The sequence below is a fragment of the Endozoicomonas elysicola genome, assembly GCF_000710775.1.
Classification (GTDB): domain Bacteria; phylum Pseudomonadota; class Gammaproteobacteria; order Pseudomonadales; family Endozoicomonadaceae; genus Endozoicomonas; species Endozoicomonas elysicola.
This window is the reverse complement of sequence record NZ_JOJP01000001.1, coordinates 1,728,122-1,749,350: the sequence shown is the minus strand read 5'-3', so window position 1 is coordinate 1,749,350 and position 21,229 is coordinate 1,728,122. Positions and strand designations below refer to the sequence as shown.

Sequence of the window (21,229 nt, the reverse complement as noted above, 5' to 3'; positions counted from 1 at the left end):
CTTGGTTTGCAGCTGAGGAAAGGCTGTTTGCTATTTGTCTTGATAGGCATTCAGAGCAGGCAGAGATGGAAGAGTATCCAGACTTCGAAGAAGAGTTTGAAAAAGCGGCCAGGGCTAAAAAGCGTCTTCGCACGCGCGTGGCTGACTACGAAAAAAAACGCTCAAAAGCTGAGCTTTACCTTGAGCGTAAGCGGTTGCGGGAGATCCTCGGAGAGGAGAACCTGGTCTTTGATCATTGGTGACACTGGCTTCCCGCTTCTGGTAAGGATCCCTCATCTACCCAAGGGCTGCATTCTGGCAGCCCGCTTTGATTTTATTGCCTCTATTACCCGGATCGCTTTAGTGAAGATAAAATAAGATATACAGTGCTGATTTTACAAAACAGTTTTACTAAACAGCCGATCTCCGTATATTCAGTAAAAAGCTCTCTGGTAAGCCATACTTTTTCTCAACATTTTATTATGAATCAGGTTTTCAGCCAGAGCGCAGAATGACCTTTATCAGGAATTACCCAATGCGAATTGCGCTACTTTCACGAAACGAGCGGTTGTACTCATCCCGCCGTATCATTGAGGCTGCAGAGGCCAGAGGGCATACAATCGATGTCATTGATATTTTAAGTTGTTATATGAATATTAATGATAAAAACCCCAGCATTCATATGAAAGGGGTTGAGTTGCCTCATTATGATGCAGTGATTCCGCGCATTGGAGCCTCTAATACATTTTATGGTACAGCGGTGCTTCGCCAGTTTGAGATGATGAATTGTTACTCATTGAACGAATCTCTGGCGATTGCACGCTCCCGGGACAAGTTGCGTTCAATGCAACTACTGTCGCGTAAAGGCGTTGGTCTACCCGTTACCGGTTTTGCTAGTGGTCCAGGTGATATTCCAGATCTGATTGAAATGGTCGGGGGGGCACCCCTGGTGATCAAACTTTTAGAAGGAACCCAGGGAATCGGTGTGGTTCTGGCTGAAACCCGTAAAGCAGCAGAGAGTGTTCTGGAAGCATTTATGGGCTTGAAAGCCAATATTATGGTTCAGGAATACATCAAAGAAGCCGGTGGTGCTGACATTCGCTGCTTTGTTATAGGCGACAAAGTAATCGCAGCCATGAAGCGTCAGGCGCCTGAAGGTGAATTCCGCTCAAATATTCATCGTGGTGGTAGTGCCAGTCTGGTCAAGTTGACCAAAGATGAGCGCGCTACCGCAGTAAAGGCAGCAAAAGCCATGGGTCTGAGACTGGCGGGCGTGGATATTCTTCGCTCGAATCGAGGCCCGTTGGTGATGGAAGTCAACTCATCCCCGGGCCTGGAAGGTATTGAGCGCGCAACCGCCAATGATGTTGCAAACTGTATTATTGAATACATCGAGAATAATTATCATCGAACCAGCAATACCCGCATTACTGGATAACTCACCTTCACCAACCACCATCACTCTGACTGATGTTAAAAAAAACACCTGAGTGATGCTTTTCAACCCTGACCACGGCCTCTGAAGCCCGGTGGTTAGGGCTGGAGTCCTCTATGGAACGAGCACAACCTTTAGAGCTGTTTGGCCATACCATCCTTCCTGGTACACGACAGCACCTTAATATACCTGTCGTAAAACTCTACACGGATACCCCCATCGACCTGCGAATGGAGGTCATCCACGGTCGTAGAAAAGGCCCATGTCTTTTAGTGACAGCAGCCATTCATGGTGATGAGTTGAATGGTGTCGAAATCTGCCGGCAAATTCTTGGCCATAAAAACCTGTCCAAAATCTATGGCACCCTGATCATCATTCCAGTGGTCAACCAGCTTGGATTCATCCAGCAAATCCGCTACCTGCCCGATCGCAGGGACCTGAATCGCTGCTTCCCGGGTTCAAGCAAAGGTTCTCTGGGTGGCAGACTTGCCAACCTGATTACTACCGGTATTTTCCCGCACGTAGACTACGCTTTGGACCTGCATACCGGCGCTATCCACAGAACCAACCTGCCACAGCTGAGAACAGACCTGACTAACGAGAAGTGCGTTGCTCTGGCCAGGGCATTTGGCGCACCGGTTATTCTTCACTCATCCTTGAGAGATGGCTCCTTCCGGGGTGCTGCAAACGAGTACAACATTCCTGCGCTGGTTTATGAAGCTGGTGAAGCTTTACGACTGGAAGAAGCGTCAATCAAACTGGGCCTCAAAGGCGTTATGCGTGTTATGCGACATCTAAACATGCTTCCCAAAAAGCCCGTTAAAACCCCAGCAATTCAGCCTTGGGAGTGCAACCAGAGCCAATGGTTGAGAAGCTCAAGAGATGGCTTGGTACTACTGCATATCAAACAAGGGCACCTGGTTAAGGAAGGCGATACCATGATGACTATTGTGAATCCCTTTGATGCCAGCGACAGTGAAAGTATCATGGCTCCTTTTGATGGTGTGGTTATAGGCCTTAGTCAGCTCCCACTGGCCAATGAAGGCGATGCCCTGGTTCACCTTGCCAAAGTCAGCAGCACTCTGGCAGATACTGAGTATGATCAGGAAGTTATCGAAGAAGTTCTGGACCTGGGAGTTGCTCAACTGCCAGTGCCTGAAAATCAGGACTAACCAGGTTGAATCCTCTAGGCTCTGTTGACATAAGGTGTGAGTGCGTAGGATGGCTCTTATAGCTGCCTTCCAGCTTCGTTGGACTGGTTTGGGTTCACCACTAACCTTCCACCAGTCCGCCTTATGTAAGACAGCTTTATGAACCACTGAGCTAGCAATTTTATGTCAACAGAACCTAGTGCAGCCCTCCTTAAAGCAGGAAAACGCTGCACCATACGTTGATAAGCTCGTAGTAATGTTCTTTATAAACACAAAAAACATAAAAATTGAAATTAAATCGCAAAAAAGAATAAAAAATGACAACTCCCACCGAAATAGAGAGTTTTAACCCGAGAGCTGCAATAATTAATAGATAGCTAAAGGCATAATAAATGTAGAGAACACCTTTTAGTATTATTAAGTAGCTGGCCAAATGAAATCATATTTTCTGGCTGAGTGGATCGTTACTATGCAAGGCACAACGTAGGGAGCATAGCCTTATCTGTGTGACCGAAGCTGAAATGCCGCAGAGCGACTGACCACTTAGTCAGAAAATATGATTTTATTTGGTTAACTACTTACATACCTATCAATCATTAAAATCAAAGCTAATTCTTAAAACATTATTCTGGGGGAAACAACCAATGATACCGGAGAATCGCCCTCCCTCTGAAAATAAGTCCATACCACCTATTGAAGTGGGCACAAAATACACTGAGAAAGGCTTTTGGAGAAAAGCGGCTCGTGTAGTGTCCAGCGCTCCCAGCGTTATCTATAGAGGACTCAAATGGATGGCCTCTATCCCGGGAAAATTATTCAACCTGGTTTTTCCCAAGAAAAAAATCTCTGAACGCTCTGTTAAAGCAGTTCCTGATCCTGTCAAAGCAGGAAACGGTAAAAAACGGAGAAAACTATCATTACCATCCCCATCAAAAATAATAAAAAGAATATTTAACTTCCAAAGAAGGCAAAGCAAAGAAAATAAAAAACCTGACCAAACTCTTTCTATCAGCTCAAACAGCCATCGTCAGGATAAACAAAGCACTACACCCAATGCTGTAAATATCTCAGCAACAACACCAGAAAGGCATCATCAACATTTTGAGAGCTCATTGGAAGATAATACTGATGAGGAGTGTGATGATGATGATCTAGGTCTTGTCCCTCTAATCTCTGACACAGATGATGATTATGACGAAGCAGCCATAGACCCGACACCTATAAACCCCATCAAAGACGATCATTTTGCAGCTGAGAGTGTTAACACAGGTTTTGCTAAAGAGAATCAAAGATCTGAGGCACACACAGCTCCCTCTCTCTTCAGCCATAAGATTTATCTCAAGATAGGTCGATGGAGAGGAGTGCGAGAGAAACAACTGGATGACCTTGTACACCAATTAACTATAAGGCGTCAGAAGGTTCAAGCATTTATACGTGATACACAGCTAGCCTTTTTGAGATACGGACCATCATCAACGTCAACACTGCAACAGCTATATGAGCTGGAAGAAAGCTCTCTATCTTTTACCAGAGGACTTTTGGATTACAACAAAAAAGCAAAAAAACACCCGAAACTTTCTCTGATAACACAATCACTTGAAGCAGATTTCTCTGGCTTGAGAACATTTATTACAGATGCGCAAAAATATGACTTCAGAAGTGGTCATCAATACTTGCAACAAGTCCTGCTTTACAAGGAAGTTGCTGACAGACTGTTAGCAATGGAAAAGAAACCTATCCCGGAACTCAAAGAACTAAAACAAAGAGTGGGTGAGGTTATTAATGAGAAGATAGATACCGGTTTAAATGATGGTATTCCTGTTGAATGCGTCTCTGAGAACATGGATGAGCTGCTTGATCTGGACTCGGAGCTAAGAAAGATATTTCCAGACAAGCGAAAGTTTGATAATGAGATGATTCGGGTACTTTCTAAAAACAGCAAACCGTTTCACAGCCAATTCCATGTATATCTGGATGGAAAATGGAAAAAGATCAGTACAACCTATACTCCTGCTGCAGCCATGCGCTCTCCCTTTCCATTAAATACCAACTTATCAGGCAACCGAGCACCTTTTGAAAAGCCCTATAGTGGTATGCTGTGCCCATCCATGGAAAGAAATACCAAACATGCGGTAAATATGATGGGTTATACAATGAAAATTGATGACCGGCCAGTGACCAGCCAGATCCGTGTCGGCTGCCCTTATGCCTATGCTGAAAAAAGTGAAAAGCGAAGAGAAGAAGTAACTCTTGATCGCATTAAAGAAATTTTTACTGCCTTATTGGTTCAAAACCATTCGGAACAACTCCAAAAAGCCCTTACGGACCCCAGGCACTCCCCCATTGATTTGACGGCTGCTTACCTTAACCTGCTAAGTCCGGATAATATCCGTCATAATGGTGTGATGACAGCTATTGGTCAGGATGATGAGAAAAAATGGGTTGAAAGAATTCATAAAGCATTAAAGGATCTATCTGGAAAAGAGATGATACTGAAAGTCTGTCTGGTCAATGGCGAAAATGCTGATGTCAGAATAATCCCAAATGTACGAATGTTTGTAATTCCGTGCAATCAATTGGCCCTTCAGCAGTCACGTGATAGTAAGTTATCAAAACGAGCATTAAACAAAATGCTCAGATATTTCGCAAACACATGGAAAACAGTTAATCAGGTCAATACCGAGTCACTTAAATGGCTTCTTGGGTCAGACGGCCCGGTACGTCAAAAAAGCAGACTCCTATCTGGAAATCAGCAACACCGTGTTAATCAACTTGAAGATCAAATAAGGGGTTTATTTAATTCCAAGAAAGTCGATTTTGAGACAGTGGCCAAAGAAAAGAATCCGTTTATTTTTGCAGAAATACTTTTCCAGCTTTTGGAAGAGCTGGAGATTGATATCTTCAGCGGCTGCAAGAGCAACAAGGATCGCACTTCAATTTTCCAGACAGTACTGCAATCCCTGTTAACCACAGGTATGTATCTGCATGAGAGTCAGTCAGATGAGAGTGATGTTACCGCACAGCTCTATAATCTTGTGGCCGAGCTATTTATGGTTTATGGGGGGCATACAGAAGTACAGAAAAGGAATACAGGACTGGTGGGCTACCGACTTGATGACACACCCGGTAAAGACCTGGACCCTCTCAGCTATAAATTCATGAGGCGTAATCCGTTGAATGGTGCAAGGAAAGAACAAAAACCCTTTTCCAATCCCGATGCTCCAATCACTCTTTGAAAACTCTGAAATAAGGGAGCAGCAGTAGCCCTCTCCAGGGCTACGCAGATCACAATACTTAAACGGACACAGCAGCCTTTATATGAGGGTGAGCTTCATAATTGACTAACTCAAAATCATCCCCGGTAAACTCAAACAGGTCACGAATTGCCGGATTCAACTTCATCTGAGGTCGTTTATAAGGTGTTCGACTTAATTGCTCTTCCGCCTGATCCAGGTGGTTAGAATAAAGATGAGCATCACCAAAGGTGTGAACAAAATCACCAGGTTCCAGATCACAGACCTGCGCAATCATCATCGTCAACAGCGCATAAGAAGCAATATTAAACGGCACCCCAAGGAAAATATCCGCACTGCGCTGATACAACTGGCAGGAAAGTTTTCCATCCAGTACATAAAATTGAAAAAGGCAGTGACAGGGTGGTAGCGCCTGCCGCCCCATGGCTGCATTTTCTTTTGGTGAATAAGCTACATCAGGAAGTACCGATGGGTTCCAGGCACTGATGACCATTCTTCGGGAATCTGGATTGGTTTTAATCTCATTCAGTAGCCACTGAATCTGGTCAACAACTTCACCATTGGCTCCTTCCCAACTCCGCCACTGCTTGCCATAAACCGGGCCAAGATCCCCCTCATCCGTTGCCCATTCATTCCAGATACGAACGCCATTTTCCTGAAGGTAACCAATATTGGTATCCCCTTTCAAAAACCAGAGCAGCTCATGAATAATTGACCGCAGGTGGCATTTTTTGGTGGTTACCAGGGGAAATCCTTCCGACAGGTCAAAGCGCATCTGGTAACCAAATACGCTATAGGTGCCAGTACCCGTTCGATCCGATTTGAAAGTGCCATGATCTTTCACATGGCGTAAGAGGTCCAGATATTCTTTCATCGTTTTTTCAATCCACGTTTGTTCATTCCAGCCTTTTTCAGCCAGGAGGCATCGTCACTATTCATACCATCAACAAGCGGATGAGAACGATATGCCCAAATCATCAGGAGTATGCCCATCACAACCATAGGCAAAGATAACAGCTGCCCCATAGTTAGCCAGTCAAAGGCAATGAAACCAAGCTGAGCATCAGGCTCCCGTGCGAACTCAACAGAAAACCTTGTCAGTCCATAGATCAATAGAAACAGGCCGGAAACTGACATTCTTGGCTTGGGCTTTGCCGAAAACCACCACAGGATACAAAACAGTACAAGGCCTTCTAAAAAGAACTGATAAAGCTGTGAAGGGTGCCTTGCCAGTTGGCTGGGGTCAGTAGGAAAAACCATTGCCCATGGAACATCAGAAGCTCTTCCCCAAAGCTCCCCACCAATAAAGTTACCTATCCGGCCAAGACCAAGCCCCAAAGGCACCAGGGGAGCAATAAAATCCGTTACCTGAAAGAAGCTCTTACCCTGAGATCGACCATAGAGCCACATAGCAACAAGGACACCTAGAAGGCCGCCATGGAAGGACATCCCCCCATCCCAGACTTTAAACAGCCAGAGAGGGTCTCTGACAAAGTAGTCAAAGTGATAGAAAATCACATAGCCAGCACGCCCTCCAAGAATAACCCCGACAGCACCATAAAAAACCAGGTCACTGACCTGTTCCGGGCGCCACAAGCCACTGGATCTTCGGGCACGAACGCCCCCCAACCAAAGTGCCAGAGCAAAGCCTGCAAGATACATCAGGCCATACCAGTGCACACTTAAAGGACCAAGACTAAAAGCAATGGGATCTATCTCAGGATATGCAATCACAAACCACTTCCGATAAGCAAAGTACCACTCAAGTGTACCAAGGTAGTTGGCTACTGAGCCAGTCAGAAACTTGATTGATAAGAGCCAGCAGCTCTGATTTGGCACTTATGTTAGCGGGGGGCACAATTAGACATGTGACCGGCCACCCATGATTTACCTCAGCCAAGGAGCGAGCTCCGCGGTGTGGTTATTCCAGATACGCATTGAGCAACGCCGTATGACGTAAATCATGGGTCGCCCTTCGGGTTGATCATACACGCACTCATACCGCGTTGAACGACTTAAACATGGAACCACCATGTCCTACGTCGTTCGCCTTGCCTAAGTGCGTGTATGATCAACAGTCCTCATGGCTAATTGCGAACCCCCCTAGTCGAAACTGAAATACTGAATCTGTAAACACCTGTTTTATGACGTCTTATCTATTTGACTCTGCAGTTCATAATTATTTCCTTGCACAATACCAAAATACAAACTTAATTGAAGATGTACTACCCAATGTACAGATTTAAAAATAAACCGTTCTTTTGACGCCTCAATGGATTTAGCAGTAACAGAGGATGTAATGCGTCATATTTTTGCTTTTATGTTGATCACAATCTATTCCTCGCTTTCTCTGGCTCATCAGGAAACGTCAGGAAAAGAGTTACTTCAATGGCTGTCAAACCTGCCACGACATGGTATTGAAGTTTCCGCTGATCACTGGCTTGCCATTGCTGAAGATCAATCAGAAAGCACAGCTCTGGAAATCGTTCAGCTTTATTCAAAGTACCTGGACAGAGGAAGGCTGGATAAACGATATTTTCAGCCAGGATGGACAATTCCAAGCCAGCCACAGTATTCAAGCCCTCATCCAGAAATCCCACAAATAAAAGATATTCAGCCAAATATCCCCGAGTATCAATATTTGATCAAAGCGTTGAACAACCTTAAGTTGTGGAATAAATCGGCTTATCAAATATTTCCAAACGAATTGGTGCTGTTTAAAGGCGATATTCATCCAGCGGTTTCACTTCTTAACCAGTGGTTAATGGCCCTGGATCTGGCAGAAGAGCTTCCCAATCACATTTATTCCCAAGAGCACAAAGATGTGCTGACCAGTATCCAGTTAAAATATAAATTAATACCCGATGGCCGCCTTGGACCTATGACACGGCAAGCATTACTGTCTATCACAAACCAACGAATACGAATACTTAAGGCAAATCTCGAACGCATCCGATGGCTTCCCAAAAGATTGCCCTACCCAAGGGTGTGGGTCGATATTGCTGGATTCACAACAAGTTATCAAAGCAGTCCCCAGAGAGCGTTCCATTTCAAAACCATAGTGGGATCCCCAAAAAAACAAACGCCAGTATTAAAAAGCGATATTGAAAATATCACTGTTAATCCTATTTGGAAGGTACCCCATAGTATTGCGTCCAAAAGCCTTTTAAAGGAAGAAAAAAAACAGCCAGGCTTTTTCAGCAGGGAGGGCTTCAAGGTTTATAAAAACTGGAATGATAACAGCCCTGAAATAGCAGTAGATTCCGTTAACTGGCAAGCACTGACACAAAAATCTTTCACTTATCGGCTTGAACAGCAGCCCGGAGAGCTCAATCGTCTGGGAAAGTTCAAATTGGGATTCAAAAATAGTCACGGCGTTTATCTGCATGACACCGATAAGCCAGAACTGTTTGATAGCGCCAATTTATCTCTCAGCTCAGGGTGTGCAAGAGTAAATAACATAGAAACTCTAGTAGAAACTATTGCACTGGATCAAGGATTAATGCCTGAACTCAACAATTATAAAAAATCAAACTCTCCTAAGAAGCTAAACCTTAACAAACATATACCTGTATATATCGTGTACTTTACTGCATGGCCAGATAAAGTCGGGCGGGTACGATTCAGGGATGATATCTATCAGCTAGACAATGCATTAGTGAGCTGGTTTTAAAAGAATAACCATAGAACCTGTCTAAAAACATGAATGCTAACCACAAGGAGGTAAGAAATGTTTTTTCTAATGGCAGTAATGTCAACCATTGCCTGGCTCTGGTTAATTGTATCGGCCTTCAAAGAAAACAAGGTCGTATGGGGGATTGTTATGATTCTATTCTCTCCTGCTTGCATTATCTATGGACTGATAAATTGGAATAAAAATCTTATTCCTCTGATAATCCTTATAATCAGTATTCTCTACTTTATTAACTTAGACCCTGAAGAACTTGAAGCATTTGTTGACCCACAGGAATCAGCAGGTCAATTTGACCAGCATAACAATACTGATGACTTCGAAACATTTCTAAGCAATGAACTAGAAAGGACGGAGTAATCAAAACAAAAGTGCTTCTCTAGACTAAAAATTGAGCTCCAACGACAAATAAAAAAACGGCAAACATTTTCTGCAACTTTTCGGCAGGAAGCCCATGAGCAAGCCTTGCACCAAACCGGGCAAGCAATACACTGGTTAAAACAATTCCCAGAAAAGCAGGCCAGTACACATAGCCCGTTGCCAGAGCAGGTAACTGGGGGTTGTTTTCACCTAACACCATGTTGCTCAAAGCCCCCATCAAGGCAATTGGAAGACCACAAGCCGCCGAGGTTCCCACTGCCTGCTTCATGGTCAGACTGATACGTCTGAGAAAAGGAACAGAAAGCGTGCCGCCACCAATCCCAAACATGCTGGAAACAGAGCCAATCACAACACCTGTGCTAACTAGTACGACTTTTCCAGGAATTCTGGCACCTTCACGAACCTTAAACCCGAACCACATTTTTGCAGACACCAGAATGGCAAACACGCCAAGAAGCTTCTGCAATAGATGGCCACTCAGATGAACGGCTGTATACACACCCATGAAAGCACCAGCAAGAATCCCTATGCTTAACGTTGTAAAGATTTTCCATTGAACAGCACCCTCATCCTGATGAGCCTTAATGGAGCTCAAAGAAGTAATCACCATGGTGGCCAGTGATGTACCCACCGCCATATGCGTCAAGACTTCGGAAGACATCCCCTGAGCCTTAAAGCTGAAGATCAGCACAGGAACAATAATCAACCCTCCACCAATACCAAATAGGCCAGCCATAACTCCAGCACAAGCACCCAGAACCAGATAAAGGAGAAAGAGCATTAGATATTCCTATACACTGATAATTAATCTTAAATTATACGACGATAATTATTTATAGACCGACCTTCTTCTCAAGAAGTGTTACATATATTCACACATTACGAATATAATTCTATCACCTGCCAGATGGCTATCTGAAAACAAGACAGTCAACAACCTACTGACTTTGAATACACCAGATATTCAACATCATAATTAACTGAAAATTATACGACAGATAATATTCAAATAGTTGAAAATTTAATCTAGACTGGCTGAATGCCTCTTAATCAGTTGATCAATTTATCAACTGAAACCTTTTCTGTTTACAAATAATCCCTGAAAAATCAAACCGTAAAAGGTATAGACTTTCTTATCCATTAGTTCTATAACGTAAATGTACGTACACTATTTCAATATTGAAAAAGTGTCGTTCAAAGGATACGAGACTCCTGAAAATCATAACTAAGCAGTACGCCTTAAAAAAGACTCACAACGATCAGGCGAGGGGGAAAACAGATGTCCATATTTGCGCAATATCAACAGAGATTCGAGGCTGTCCAGCAGGAAGAGATGAGCCTCATGGAGTACCTGGAACTCTGTAAGGAAGATCCCTGGGCTTACGCCAACGCAGCTGAACGTATGCTGAGAGCTATTGGTGAGCCAGAGGTCATTGATACGTCCCGTGATCCACGATTAAGTCGGATCTTCTCAAACAAACTGATTAAGCAATACCCTGCTTTCCAAGAGTTCTATGGCATGGAAGAAGCCATTGAACAAATTGTTTCCTATTTCAAACATGCTTCTCAGGGACTGGAAGAGAAGAAACAGATTCTCTACTTACTGGGTCCCGTTGGTGGTGGTAAATCCTCACTGGCTGAAAAGCTGAAGCAGCTGATGGAAAGAGTACCTTTCTACGCCATCAAGGGCTCTCCGGTTTTTGAATCACCTCTGGGCCTTTTTAACCCGGATGAAGATGCAGATATTCTTAAAGAAGAATATGGCATTCCCAGCCGCTACCTTAAATACATTATGTCACCCTGGGCAGTGAAGCGCCTGAACGAATTTGGCGGAGATATTTCCAAGTTCAGGGTAGTCAAGCTCTATCCCAGCCGCCTGAACCAAACCGCTATAGCCAAGACAGAGCCAGGCGATGAGAACAACCAGGATATTTCCAGCCTGGTGGGTAAAGTCGACATTCGCCAACTGGAAGAATTTTCTCAGGATGATCCAGATGCTTACAGCTTCTCTGGTGCGCTGTGTCGGGCGAATCAGGGCATCATGGAGTTTGTTGAGATGTTCAAGGCTCCTATCAAGGTATTGCACCCACTGCTGACAGCAACTCAGGAAGGCAACTACAACAGCACCGAAGGGCTGGGCGCTATCCCTTATGAAGGCATTCTGCTCGCTCACTCCAACGAATCCGAATGGCAGACGTTCAGAAACAACAAGACCAACGAAGCCTTTATTGACCGGGTTAACATCGTCAAGGTGCCTTATTGTGTCCGTGTCAGTGAAGAGGTACACATCTATGAGAAGCTGCTGGAACACAGCTCTCTAAAGGCTGCTCCGTGTGCTCCGGACACCCTGAAGATGCTCGCTCAATTCACCACTCTGTCGAGAATCAAGGAACCAGAAAACTCTTCAATCTACTCAAAGATGAAGGTTTATGATGGTGAGAACCTGAAAGATACCGATCCTAACGCCAAGCCTCTGCAGGAATACAGAGACATGGCGGGTGTCGACGAAGGTATGAACGGTCTCTCTACCCGTTTCGCCTTCAAGATTCTTTCCAAGGTATTCAACTTTGACCCTTCTGAAGTGGCTGCGAACCCTGTTCACCTGCTCTATGTTCTGGAGCAGCAGATCGAACAGCAGCAGTTCCCTGAAGAAGTTCATGACAAGTATATGTCGTATATCAAAGAATATCTGACGCCGAAATACATTGAGTTCCTGGGCAAAGAAATCCAAACCGCCTATTTGGAGTCATACTCAGAGTACGGACAGAATATTTTTGATCGCTACATCACCTATGCGGACTTCTGGATTCAGGATCAGGAATACCGGGATCCTGATACTGGCCACATACTCGATCGATCTGCGCTCAGTGAAGAGTTGGAAAAAATCGAAAAACCAGCCGGTATAGCAAATCCCAAGGATTACCGTAATGAAGTCGTGAACTTTGTCCTCAGGGCTCGAGCCAATAATGATGGTAAAAACCCAAGCTGGTTAAGCTACGAGAAAATGCGCACAGTGATTGAGAAGAAAATGTTCTCAAACACCGAAGACCTTCTCCCTGTAATCTCCTTTAATGCCAAAGGGTCTCAGGACGACCAGAACAAGCACGCTGACTTCGTTGATCGGATGGTTGCCCATGGCTATACCAAGAAGCAGGTTCGACTGCTGTCTGAGTGGTATATCCGGGTTCGTAAGTCTCAATAATAAAAGCAGCTCCGCTTTCGCCAAGCGAAAGCGGACTAAATCCAGCGCCCTGTATATCAGGGCTCTCTATTAGCGAACAGCAACTATCGGGAGAGCGTCTTTATGAGCATCATAATCGACCGACGCCTCAACGGAAAAAAGAAGAGCACTGTCAACAGGCAGCGTTTTCTGAGGCGCTATCGCAGCCTTGTTAAAGAGGCTGTACAGGATGCTGTTGATCAACGCTCAATCACCGACGTTGAAAGCGGCAGTGACATATCCATTCCCAAAAAAGACCTGAACGAACCCTTTTTCCATCATGGTCAGGGCGGCCATCATGGTCATGTTCACCCAGGTAATAAAGAGTTTAACAGCGGTGATCGCATCCAGCGTCCTCCTGGTGGAGGTGGCCAGGGAAGTGGTGACGGCAAGGCCAGTGACAGTGGTGAAGGTGCTGATGACTTTGCCTTTCAGATTAACCGGGATGAGTTTCTGGAATATCTGTTCGATGATTTGGAGCTACCAAATCTCGTTCGAAAAGAGTTAAAAGACAGCACAGATTACAAGCTCAAACGAGCGGGCTTTACCACAGCTGGCTCACCAGACCGCTTAAATGTCGTACGCTCTTTACGTGCAGCTCATGCACGCCGCATCGCACTTTCTGGCAAAGACAGAAAGGTGATTCGAACCCTTAAGCGTGAACTTCGAGAAATGGAAGTCAGCCCGGACGAGATTGATCAACACAGAGCGAGAACAATTCGAGAAGAAATCAGTGTTCTTAACAAGAAGCTGAAACGACTGCCGTTTATTGATGACTTTGATCTGCGTTTTAATAATATGACCAAAGTCCCCCAGCCTTCCAGTAAGGCTGTAATGTTCTGTGTTATGGATGTATCTGGATCCATGACCCGTGAAATCAAGGACATGGCAAAGCGCTTCTTTTTGCTGCTCTACCTTTTTCTGGAAAGAAACTATGAGGCTGTTGACGTCGTCTTTATAAGACACCACAGTGAAGCCAGAGAGTGTGATGAGAACGATTTCTTTTATGCTAGGGAAACTGGGGGGACCGTTGTATCCTCGGCCCTTCGACTGGCAGACGAAATCATTACAGACCGCTATTCACCCAATGAGTGGAATATCTATATAGCTCAGGCTTCTGATGGGGATAACTGGGAAGCAGACTCTAGCAAATGCCATGATATTATTTTGCAGAAGCTATTACCGGTCTGTCAGTACTACTCCTATGTAGAAATTACGGATCGCCATCATCAAAATCTCTGGTACGAGTACAAAACCATAGAGCAGGCACATCCGGGCCATTTTGCCATGCAGCAGATTCGCAGTTATGCGGATATTTACCCAACCTTCCGCCGCTTATTTGAGAAAAAGGAGGGAAGTCATGTTGGAAGCTGAAGCCCCAGTAAAAAAAACAAAGAGAAAGCAACCTCTGTCAACGGACTCCGAGTGGACTTTCGAACTGCTTGAAATATACGACCGGGAATTTGCCAGGTTAGCTGATAAATTTCGGTTGGATACATACCCCAACCAAATTGAGGTCATTAGCTCTGAACAAATGCTGGATGCCTATTCCTCAGTGGGCATGCCGCTAATGTATAACCACTGGAGTTATGGCAAAAGTTTCCTGAGCAATCAGCAGAACTACCAGAGAGGCCGAATGGGTCTGGCCTATGAGATTGTCATTAACTCCGACCCCTGCATTGCCTATCTCATGGAAGAGAACACCATGCCCATGCAGGCACTGGTAATAGCTCATGCATGCTATGGTCACAACTCCTTCTTTAAAGGCAACTATCTGTTCAGACAATGGACCGATGCAAGCGCCATTATTGATTACCTTTTGTTTGCCAAGAGCTATATTGCTAAATGTGAAGAAAAGTATGGCATCAGTGCAGTTGAAGACATACTGGATGCTTGCCACGCCCTGATGAATCAGGGGGTTAACCGTTACGTCCGTCCAACACCAATGTCCGCTGAACAGGAAAAAGCGCGCTCTCAGGAACGCGAAGAGTATATTCAGCGAAACCTGAATGATCTCTGGCGCACAATTCCGATTCGTGAGAGTGAGAAAGAGAAAAAAGATATTCGCTTCCCTAAAGACCCGGAAGAGAATCTCCTGTACTTCATTGAAAAAAATGCACCCCTTCTGGACACCTGGCAGCGAGAGCTTATTCGCATTGTCCGTAAAGTTGCTCAGTACTTTTATCCTCAACGGCAAACTCAGGTCATGAACGAAGGCTGGGCCTCATTCTGGCACTATCACCTGATGCATGAGATGTACGATGAAGGCCTTATTACCGAAGGCTTTATCATGGAGTTTCTGCACTCACACTCCAGTGTCGTGTTCCAACCTGATTTCGATGACCCGAGATATAGCGGCATTAACCCATATACCCTGGGCTTTAATATCTTCCAGGATATTCGTCGAATTTGTGAGAACCCAACAGATGAAGACCGAGCATGGTTTCCTGAACTTGCGGGTACCGACTGGCTGGATGCCGTTCATTTTGCGATGAAGAACTTTAAAGATGAAGGGTTTATTCTTCAGTATCTATCGCCCAAAGTAATGCGAGATATGCGACTGTTCAGCATCGATGACAACGAAGTTAACCCATACCTTGAGGTGGATGCGATTCATGATGACAGTGGTTATCGCCAATTACGGGAAAATCTTGCAGCTCAGTACAACCTTGGTAACAGAGAGCCTAATATCCAAGTCTATAACGTGGATGTCAGAGGTGATCGCTCACTAACACTGCGCCATTATATGCACAGAGGGAGACCTCTGGATGGTGATAGCAGCGATGAAATTATCAAACATATTCATCATCTATGGGGATTCGAGGTAAAACTTGAGTCTGTTGATGAAGACAATGTGGTGCAATACCTGTTTGAGCTACCAAAAGAGAAACCTGCATCTGAAGCCACGTCATGAGGACCCTGTCAGGCTGTCTACAAGCAGCCTGACAGTTTTTTCCAGCTTCCTATACCTCTCCAGATTCATAACAAAGCTATATCAATTCATCTAAAAGCACCCAGACCTGGATACCCTTATCGATACATCTCTACATTAAAGACATCTGACGCTCTTTGTCTCCAGCGTCGAGTGATCAATACAAAATTGATGCCTTAGAGCTACCCTGATTTTTCTCTTTACGCTTTCAGGCTCTGCTCCGTTAAGCAAAATACGTCCTTCAAAAAAAATTCTTTTGTCATCAAGTTGCCATACATGCATATGGCCCACCTTTTTTACGCCCTCAATACTCTCAATAGCAGCTTTTATCTTTTCAATATCTATATTACTGGGCACACCCTGCATCAAAATAACAATGCAACGTCTCAACAGGATAACGCCGTTATAGATGACATAGATTGAAATCCCAATCGTAGCAATCACATCAAAAATATAGAGCTGGTAATTTATGATCAAAATAGCAGCAATAATGACGGCCAGAGAGGCTATAGCGTCTGATGCGTTGTGAATGAACACAGCATTGATATTAATATCGTTCCTCGCTCCCGCGTTGTAGGTCAAGCATGTAGTCGTGATATTAACAACCAGGGCGATACCCGCAACCAAAAGTACAATCCAGCCATCAATCTCAGTAGGGTAGAAATATTTGCCGACCGCCTCAAAAATCAGATAAATGCCTACGACCAATAAAAATACACTATTTACTAAACCTCCAAGTACATCAGCCCTTTTGTACCCATAAGTCATAGTTTTATCTGCTGACCTGCAGCCTATTTTACGGGCAACCACAGCAACAAGAATGGCTCCTGCATCACCAAGGTTATGTATTGCGTCTGCAATTAAAGAAAGGCTACCGGCGACCCCTCCCCCTACCACCTGAACACCGCTCAAAAAGAGCTTAATGAATATGGCAAGATTCAGTTTTCCATCACCAACGGAGTCATGATTATCATGCTGGCCCATGGATATTTTCTCAACATTTACAGAGGTTTTAATTGTAGTCTGTCGTACAAAACCGGCCGAATAAAAAAACAACTGATCCCACCTGACAACCCAATTGTTTGCTATGTCTTTATTTACGGGGCAATAGAAGAAAGTTTTGAGCCACACACCGTTTTCAGACAATAAAAATATCTAAAAAAGCCTGCAACATCAGCAGATAAAGCCCCAACAGGGCTATTACAAAAACAATTTATGATGTTATATTGTAAGTTCCCTTTGCTGGTAGTCTGAGGGCTCGGCTCTCTTGCTGAGATGGATTCAGGCAGAGATATAAGGGGTAAAGTGGCAAGGACGACACTTTTTATGAATAACCATAAAAAAAATGCCAAAAATAAAACAACAAGGGTTGCAGTTTCCCAGCAGTTCCTTCAATGTAATATTTGAAGGATTTAAGCTGTATGGAAGCGACAGAGAATCAGGATGTTCTCATTCATTACTCTGTCATTGAGATGGACGGCTTTAAAACACTGAAAGCGGGTCAGGTAGTCAGCTTTGAGATTGGCCATGGCCCTAAAGGCCTGATCGCCACAAAAGTCTTACCAGATAATGGCAATGGGACTGCCGGTGAAAGCACTCAAGGTGCAGCGACACAGGAAGAGTCTTACTCTGTTTAAATATGATTTAAGCTGTCCGAATGCTCTTTTAAGTCGAAAATAGCGTGTAATTCTCCACAATTTCATCTGTTGTGGAGAAACACCTATTATGACAAAAGAATATTTGTTGCTATTATTTCCAGTCACTCTTTTATAAAAAAGAATGTCTGGCTGTTCAGGCAGCTGATCAGGACTGCTCTTTCCTATTGCTCATACTGGTTACTCTTACTGGTTAAAAGCCAAAAGTGCACTTCTGCATCGCCAATGATTAGTCATACATGTCTTCGCCCTCTCTAAGTTTGGTTTATAGAGAGTCCGTTGTTGACAGAGACACGTTTGTAATAATTCGTTGACTCATAAATCCAATACAAGGTAGTGCAGTGCTGCTGGACAGTTTCCCTCTCGTTCTCTCGGGCTCTCTTCTTATTGTTACAGCGATTGCCTGGTATCTCTGGCTCACTTTCAGCCCCTTTAAAGCCAATACAAACATGAACTTGCTTGAGCAAGACAAGCGCGCTTTTCTAGGCCAGCTGGATATTGCTGTTCGTAGCCACCTGATGGTTCTACCGTCCCTACCCATTGGCGATGTATTGAAATCCGGAAAATGGAGCAAAACCGCAACAGCACTTAATATCAGAAAAAACCGCCGGTTTGATTTTGTCCTTTATCATCGCCGAAAAATGGAAGTCTGCTGTGTTATCAACCTGATTCCCTATAACACAAAATCAAGCGCAAAAGAGTTCAAGCTATTACGCCAGCTTTGCAAGGCTGCAGAGTTACCTTTATTGGAATACGATATGAAGCCCTGGCGTGATGTTACCGAGCTGCGTCGCACCGTTCTTTCCACCTGTGGCATTGAGGAGGAAGGTACTCCAGACTACGAACTACCAGCCCCTAGAGAGGCTGTTGTAAAACTGGAAACCATAGTCAACCCCGACTGTCCGAAATGCAATAGCTCAATGAAACTGAGAACAATGAAAAAAGGTTCGCAGGCAGGTCTTGAGTGCTGGGTATGCAGCACCTATCCAAACTGCAAAGGCGCCAGGATGGTACACTCTTGATAAAGATAGCAGTACCTTCATATACGATAGAACTGCTGCTCAACGATCCATAAACCAGGAGCTTGTAGGGCTGCCACAGACCTATAAGCTCCTAAAGCCATCAAGACAGTGCCAGTACCACCGTTGCTAATGGTGGCAAGGTCAGAGAAAGACTGTAAGTCTGATGATGCACTGGAATCTCTTCAGACTGTAGTTGCTCACCCGTTTTAACACCACTCCCACCAAAGCACTCATCATCAGTATTCAACAACTCTGCATACAGCCCATGCTCTGGAACACCAATACGATAGTCATGACGAACAACCGGTGTCAGATTGCATATAACCTGAACTGAACGCCCATCACTGTCATAGCGACGAAAAGCCAAAACACTCTGACTACTGTCATCACCTGTTGTCCAGGCAAAACCGGGCGCATCCAAGTCCTTTTCATACAGTGCAGGTTCACCGCTATGAAGGTGATTAAGTGCTTTTACCAATCTCTGAACACCCGCATGAAAGCCATCTGAATTTTCAAGCAAACTCCAGTCAAGCGCTGCATTCTGGTTCCACTCTTTATGAGTACCTAGCTCAGCCCCCATAAAGAGCAACTTCTTGCCTGGGTGCGCATACATAAATGCCAGATAAGCCCGCAAATTGGCAAACTTCTGCCAATCATCGCCGGGCATACGTGTCAGGATAGTTCCCTTACCATGAACCACTTCATCGTGGGACAGAGGCAAAACAAAGTCTTCACTCCATGCATAGACAGTACTGAAGGTCATCTGACTATGATGATGCTGACGATAAACAGGATCTAACTTCATATACTCAAGCGTGTCATTCATCCACCCCATGTTCCATTTGAAGTCAAAGCCAAGCCCCCCCTCACTGACGGCTTTGGAGACACCAGGCCAGCTTGTGGATTCTTCTGCAATGGTCAGTACATCAGGAAACTTACTGTGAACCTTCTCATTAAACCTTTTCAAAAAGGTGACTGCTTCAAGGTTCTCATTACCACCGTGAATATTGGCCTCCCACTCCCCATGGTCACGCGAGTAGTCCAGATACAACATGGATGCAACCGCATCGACCCTGAGCCCATCTATATGAAACTCATCAAGCCAATACAGAGCATTACTGATCAGAAAGTCCTGAACCCAGGGCTTACCAAAATCGTAAATACACGTCTGCCAGTCAGGATGCCAGCCACGACGAGGATCGGGGTGCTCATAAAGCGATGAGCCATCAAACCTGGCAAGTCCATGCTCATCAATGGGGAAGTGGGCGGGCACCCAGTCCAGAATCACACCGATTCCTTTCTGATGGCATTGATCCACAAAATATCGGAAATCGTCTGGTGAACCATAACGGCTGCTGGGAGCAAAAAGACCGACCGGCTGATAGCCCCAGGAATCAAACAACGGATGCTCTGACACAGGCAACAGCTCAATATGAGTAAAGCCCATGTCAGCAACGTAGGGAATTAGCTCATCAGCCAGCTCACGGAAACTAAGAAAATCATGATTCTCTTTCCTTTTCCATGAGCCCGCATGCACCTCATAGATAGAGAAGGGCTGCTCTTTATCGTCCTTTTCTTTTCTTTTACTCATCCATACCTGATCTTTCCAGGAATAGCTTTCGATGCCCTGAACAACAGAAGCCAATCCCGGCCATTGCTCAATATGCCGTGCAAAAGGATCAGTTTTCAACGGCAACTGATTACCATGGAAATCACAAATAGCATATTTATACTGGTCTCCAGGCTGCAAGCTAGGGATAAACAGACGCCAGATCCCATCATCTGCACTGGCCATTGGATGCAACCTGTCATCCCAACCGTTAAAGCTACCCACAATATTCACAGATCTGGCATAGGGAGCATAAACCTTGAAGAGAACGCCCTGGATATTCAGTTTGCTGTTTACCTTGTGGGAAATAACTTGAGCACCAAGATGACGATACAGGCTCTCTGACTCGATATCAGACTGAGCCAGGATGTACTCGCCAAAGAAGTAAGGATCATACAGAAGAAAACTATGCCCATTTTCCCAGTGGACATTTAACTGATACAGAAATGGATTTTTTCTTCGGGGCAAATGCAGTTCAAACACACCCGCCTCATTACGAATCATGGCCCCGAGCAACTTTCCTGAGCGGTGGTCAAAAACCTCAACCTTCGCTGCGTCAGGGCGCCATGTACGAATGACCAACCCTTTACCCGATGGATGGGAATGCAACCCCAGCTCATCAAAAGGGGTGGCACAATGACCTTTTGCCAGGTCCGACAATACAGGCACTACTGACACCTGCGGCGATGGGGATGATGTGGATGAAACTGCGATATTCATAACGTTGTTTTTTTCAGTGCTATGGCTGCCTGCCGCCAGAGTAAGATTCAATTTCTCTCGTTTTTTTCGAAAAAATGCCACCGCAGCGATACCCGCAAGATACATTGTGCCTTTTTCAACACAAAACCTTCATCTGCAACGCTGCGGTAGCCTGATGACGAGAAGACCGGCAGGCAACCG

At 44.8% G+C, this 21,229-nt stretch carries 17 protein-coding genes; 11 read left to right on the top strand and 6 right to left on the bottom strand.

The annotated features are described in order from the left end of the window. Positions 1–65: 65 nt before the first annotated feature. The 4 genes from GV64_RS25215 to GV64_RS07355 all read left to right on the top strand — a co-directional run bounded on the left by GV64_RS25215 (position 66) and on the right by GV64_RS07355 (position 5,801). Positions 66–242, top strand: a complete 177-nt coding sequence (locus GV64_RS25215; RefSeq protein ID WP_157236879.1) for a hypothetical protein — start codon at positions 66–68, stop codon at positions 240–242. Positions 243–514: 272 nt separating this feature from the next. Further along, positions 515–1,417: a 30S ribosomal protein S6--L-glutamate ligase gene (rimK, locus tag GV64_RS07365; RefSeq protein WP_020580748.1), complete on the top strand. Its 903-nt coding sequence runs from the start codon at positions 515–517 to the stop codon at positions 1,415–1,417. 113 nt (positions 1,418–1,530) lie between these two features. Then, positions 1,531–2,586: a succinylglutamate desuccinylase/aspartoacylase family protein gene (locus GV64_RS07360; RefSeq protein WP_020580749.1), complete on the top strand. Its 1,056-nt coding sequence runs from the start codon at positions 1,531–1,533 to the stop codon at positions 2,584–2,586. A 545-nt stretch (positions 2,587–3,131) separates the two neighbouring features. Then, entirely contained in the window at positions 3,132–5,801 is a 2,670-nt protein-coding gene (locus GV64_RS07355) for an inositol phosphate phosphatase SopB (RefSeq protein ID WP_152553957.1), read from the top strand. 58 nt (positions 5,802–5,859) lie between these two features. On the opposite strand, the gene GV64_RS07350 is transcribed toward GV64_RS07355, so the two are convergent. From GV64_RS07350 to GV64_RS25210, 3 genes are all read right to left on the bottom strand, one after another. After that, the gene (locus GV64_RS07350; protein WP_020580751.1) at positions 5,860–6,693 is read right to left on the bottom strand and encodes a thymidylate synthase; all 834 of its coding nucleotides are present in this window, start codon (positions 6,691–6,693) and stop codon (positions 5,860–5,862) included. After that, on the bottom strand, positions 6,690–7,553 hold the full coding sequence (gene lgt, locus GV64_RS07345) for a prolipoprotein diacylglyceryl transferase (RefSeq protein WP_081622036.1): 864 nt from the start codon (positions 7,551–7,553) through the stop codon (positions 6,690–6,692). Before lgt ends, GV64_RS07350 begins: the two co-directional genes overlap by 4 nt. Positions 7,554–8,146: 593 nt before the next feature. After that, on the bottom strand, positions 8,147–8,398 hold the full coding sequence (locus GV64_RS25210) for a hypothetical protein (RefSeq protein ID WP_157236881.1): 252 nt from the start codon (positions 8,396–8,398) through the stop codon (positions 8,147–8,149). Positions 8,399–8,460: 62 nt separating this feature from the next. Here GV64_RS25210 and GV64_RS07340 point away from each other — a divergent pair, with 62 nt between their 5' ends. Together GV64_RS07340 and GV64_RS23670 are read left to right on the top strand one after the other, a co-directional pair. Further along, the gene (locus tag GV64_RS07340) at positions 8,461–9,492 is read left to right on the top strand and encodes a L,D-transpeptidase family protein (RefSeq protein ID WP_157236883.1); all 1,032 of its coding nucleotides are present in this window, start codon (positions 8,461–8,463) and stop codon (positions 9,490–9,492) included. A 57-nt stretch (positions 9,493–9,549) separates the two neighbouring features. Further along, positions 9,550–9,870, top strand: a complete 321-nt coding sequence (locus GV64_RS23670; RefSeq protein WP_020580754.1) for a hypothetical protein — start codon at positions 9,550–9,552, stop codon at positions 9,868–9,870. Between the two features lie 19 nt (positions 9,871–9,889). On the opposite strand, the gene GV64_RS07330 is transcribed toward GV64_RS23670, so the two are convergent. Next, positions 9,890–10,672 (bottom strand): sulfite exporter TauE/SafE family protein, encoded by a 783-nt coding sequence (locus tag GV64_RS07330; RefSeq protein WP_020580755.1) that lies wholly within the window; start codon positions 10,670–10,672, stop codon positions 9,890–9,892. 498 nt (positions 10,673–11,170) lie between these two features. On the opposite strand from GV64_RS07330, the gene GV64_RS07325 reads away from it, so the two are divergent. The 3 genes from GV64_RS07325 to GV64_RS07315 all read left to right on the top strand — a co-directional run bounded on the left by GV64_RS07325 (position 11,171) and on the right by GV64_RS07315 (position 16,025). Next, the gene (locus tag GV64_RS07325; RefSeq protein ID WP_020580756.1) at positions 11,171–13,093 is read left to right on the top strand and encodes a PrkA family serine protein kinase; all 1,923 of its coding nucleotides are present in this window, start codon (positions 11,171–11,173) and stop codon (positions 13,091–13,093) included. A gap of 102 nt (positions 13,094–13,195) precedes the next feature. Beyond that, the gene (locus tag GV64_RS07320) at positions 13,196–14,485 is read left to right on the top strand and encodes a YeaH/YhbH family protein (protein WP_020580757.1); all 1,290 of its coding nucleotides are present in this window, start codon (positions 13,196–13,198) and stop codon (positions 14,483–14,485) included. After that, the gene (locus GV64_RS07315) at positions 14,472–16,025 is read left to right on the top strand and encodes a SpoVR family protein (RefSeq protein ID WP_020580758.1); all 1,554 of its coding nucleotides are present in this window, start codon (positions 14,472–14,474) and stop codon (positions 16,023–16,025) included. Before GV64_RS07320 ends, GV64_RS07315 begins: the two co-directional genes overlap by 14 nt. A gap of 135 nt (positions 16,026–16,160) precedes the next feature. Here GV64_RS07315 and GV64_RS07310 read toward each other — a convergent pair whose 3' ends face one another. Further along, complete coding sequence (locus GV64_RS07310; RefSeq protein ID WP_026257996.1) at positions 16,161–17,027, bottom strand: cation diffusion facilitator family transporter; 867 nt, start codon at positions 17,025–17,027, stop codon at positions 16,161–16,163. 437 nt (positions 17,028–17,464) lie between these two features. Between GV64_RS07310 and GV64_RS26085 the strand changes: the two genes are divergently transcribed. Beyond that, positions 17,465–17,680, top strand: coding sequence for a cold shock domain-containing protein (locus tag GV64_RS26085; protein ID WP_020580760.1), 216 nt, complete (start codon positions 17,465–17,467; stop codon positions 17,678–17,680). 359 nt (positions 17,681–18,039) lie between these two features. Next, entirely contained in the window at positions 18,040–18,720 is a 681-nt protein-coding gene (locus tag GV64_RS07300; RefSeq protein ID WP_020580761.1) for a DUF2726 domain-containing protein, read from the top strand. 100 nt (positions 18,721–18,820) lie between these two features. Here the strand turns inward: GV64_RS07300 and glgB are convergent, their stop codons facing one another. Continuing rightward, the gene (glgB, locus tag GV64_RS07295; protein WP_236632924.1) at positions 18,821–21,049 is read right to left on the bottom strand and encodes a 1,4-alpha-glucan branching protein GlgB; all 2,229 of its coding nucleotides are present in this window, start codon (positions 21,047–21,049) and stop codon (positions 18,821–18,823) included. Between the last annotated feature and the right edge of the window lie 180 nt (positions 21,050–21,229).

Coding starts and splice junctions, on each gene's coding strand:
- GV64_RS25215 (WP_157236879.1), top strand. CDS start 66: ATGGAAGAGTATCCAGACTTCGAAGAAGAGTTTGAAAAAGCGGCCAGG.
- rimK (WP_020580748.1), top strand. CDS start 515: ATGCGAATTGCGCTACTTTCACGAAACGAGCGGTTGTACTCATCCCGC.
- GV64_RS07360 (WP_020580749.1), top strand. CDS start 1,531: ATGGAACGAGCACAACCTTTAGAGCTGTTTGGCCATACCATCCTTCCT.
- GV64_RS07350 (WP_020580751.1), bottom strand. CDS start 6,693: ATGAAAGAATATCTGGACCTCTTACGCCATGTGAAAGATCATGGCACT.
- GV64_RS23670 (WP_020580754.1), top strand. CDS start 9,550: ATGTTTTTTCTAATGGCAGTAATGTCAACCATTGCCTGGCTCTGGTTA.
- GV64_RS07330 (WP_020580755.1), bottom strand. CDS start 10,672: ATGCTCTTTCTCCTTTATCTGGTTCTGGGTGCTTGTGCTGGAGTTATG.
- GV64_RS07325 (WP_020580756.1), top strand. CDS start 11,171: ATGTCCATATTTGCGCAATATCAACAGAGATTCGAGGCTGTCCAGCAG.
- GV64_RS07320 (WP_020580757.1), top strand. CDS start 13,196: ATGAGCATCATAATCGACCGACGCCTCAACGGAAAAAAGAAGAGCACT.
- GV64_RS07315 (WP_020580758.1), top strand. CDS start 14,472: ATGTTGGAAGCTGAAGCCCCAGTAAAAAAAACAAAGAGAAAGCAACCT.
- GV64_RS07310 (WP_026257996.1), bottom strand. CDS start 17,027: ATGGGCCAGCATGATAATCATGACTCCGTTGGTGATGGAAAACTGAAT.
- GV64_RS26085 (WP_020580760.1), top strand. CDS start 17,465: ATGGAAGCGACAGAGAATCAGGATGTTCTCATTCATTACTCTGTCATT.
- glgB (WP_236632924.1), bottom strand. CDS start 21,049: ATGAATATCGCAGTTTCATCCACATCATCCCCATCGCCGCAGGTGTCA.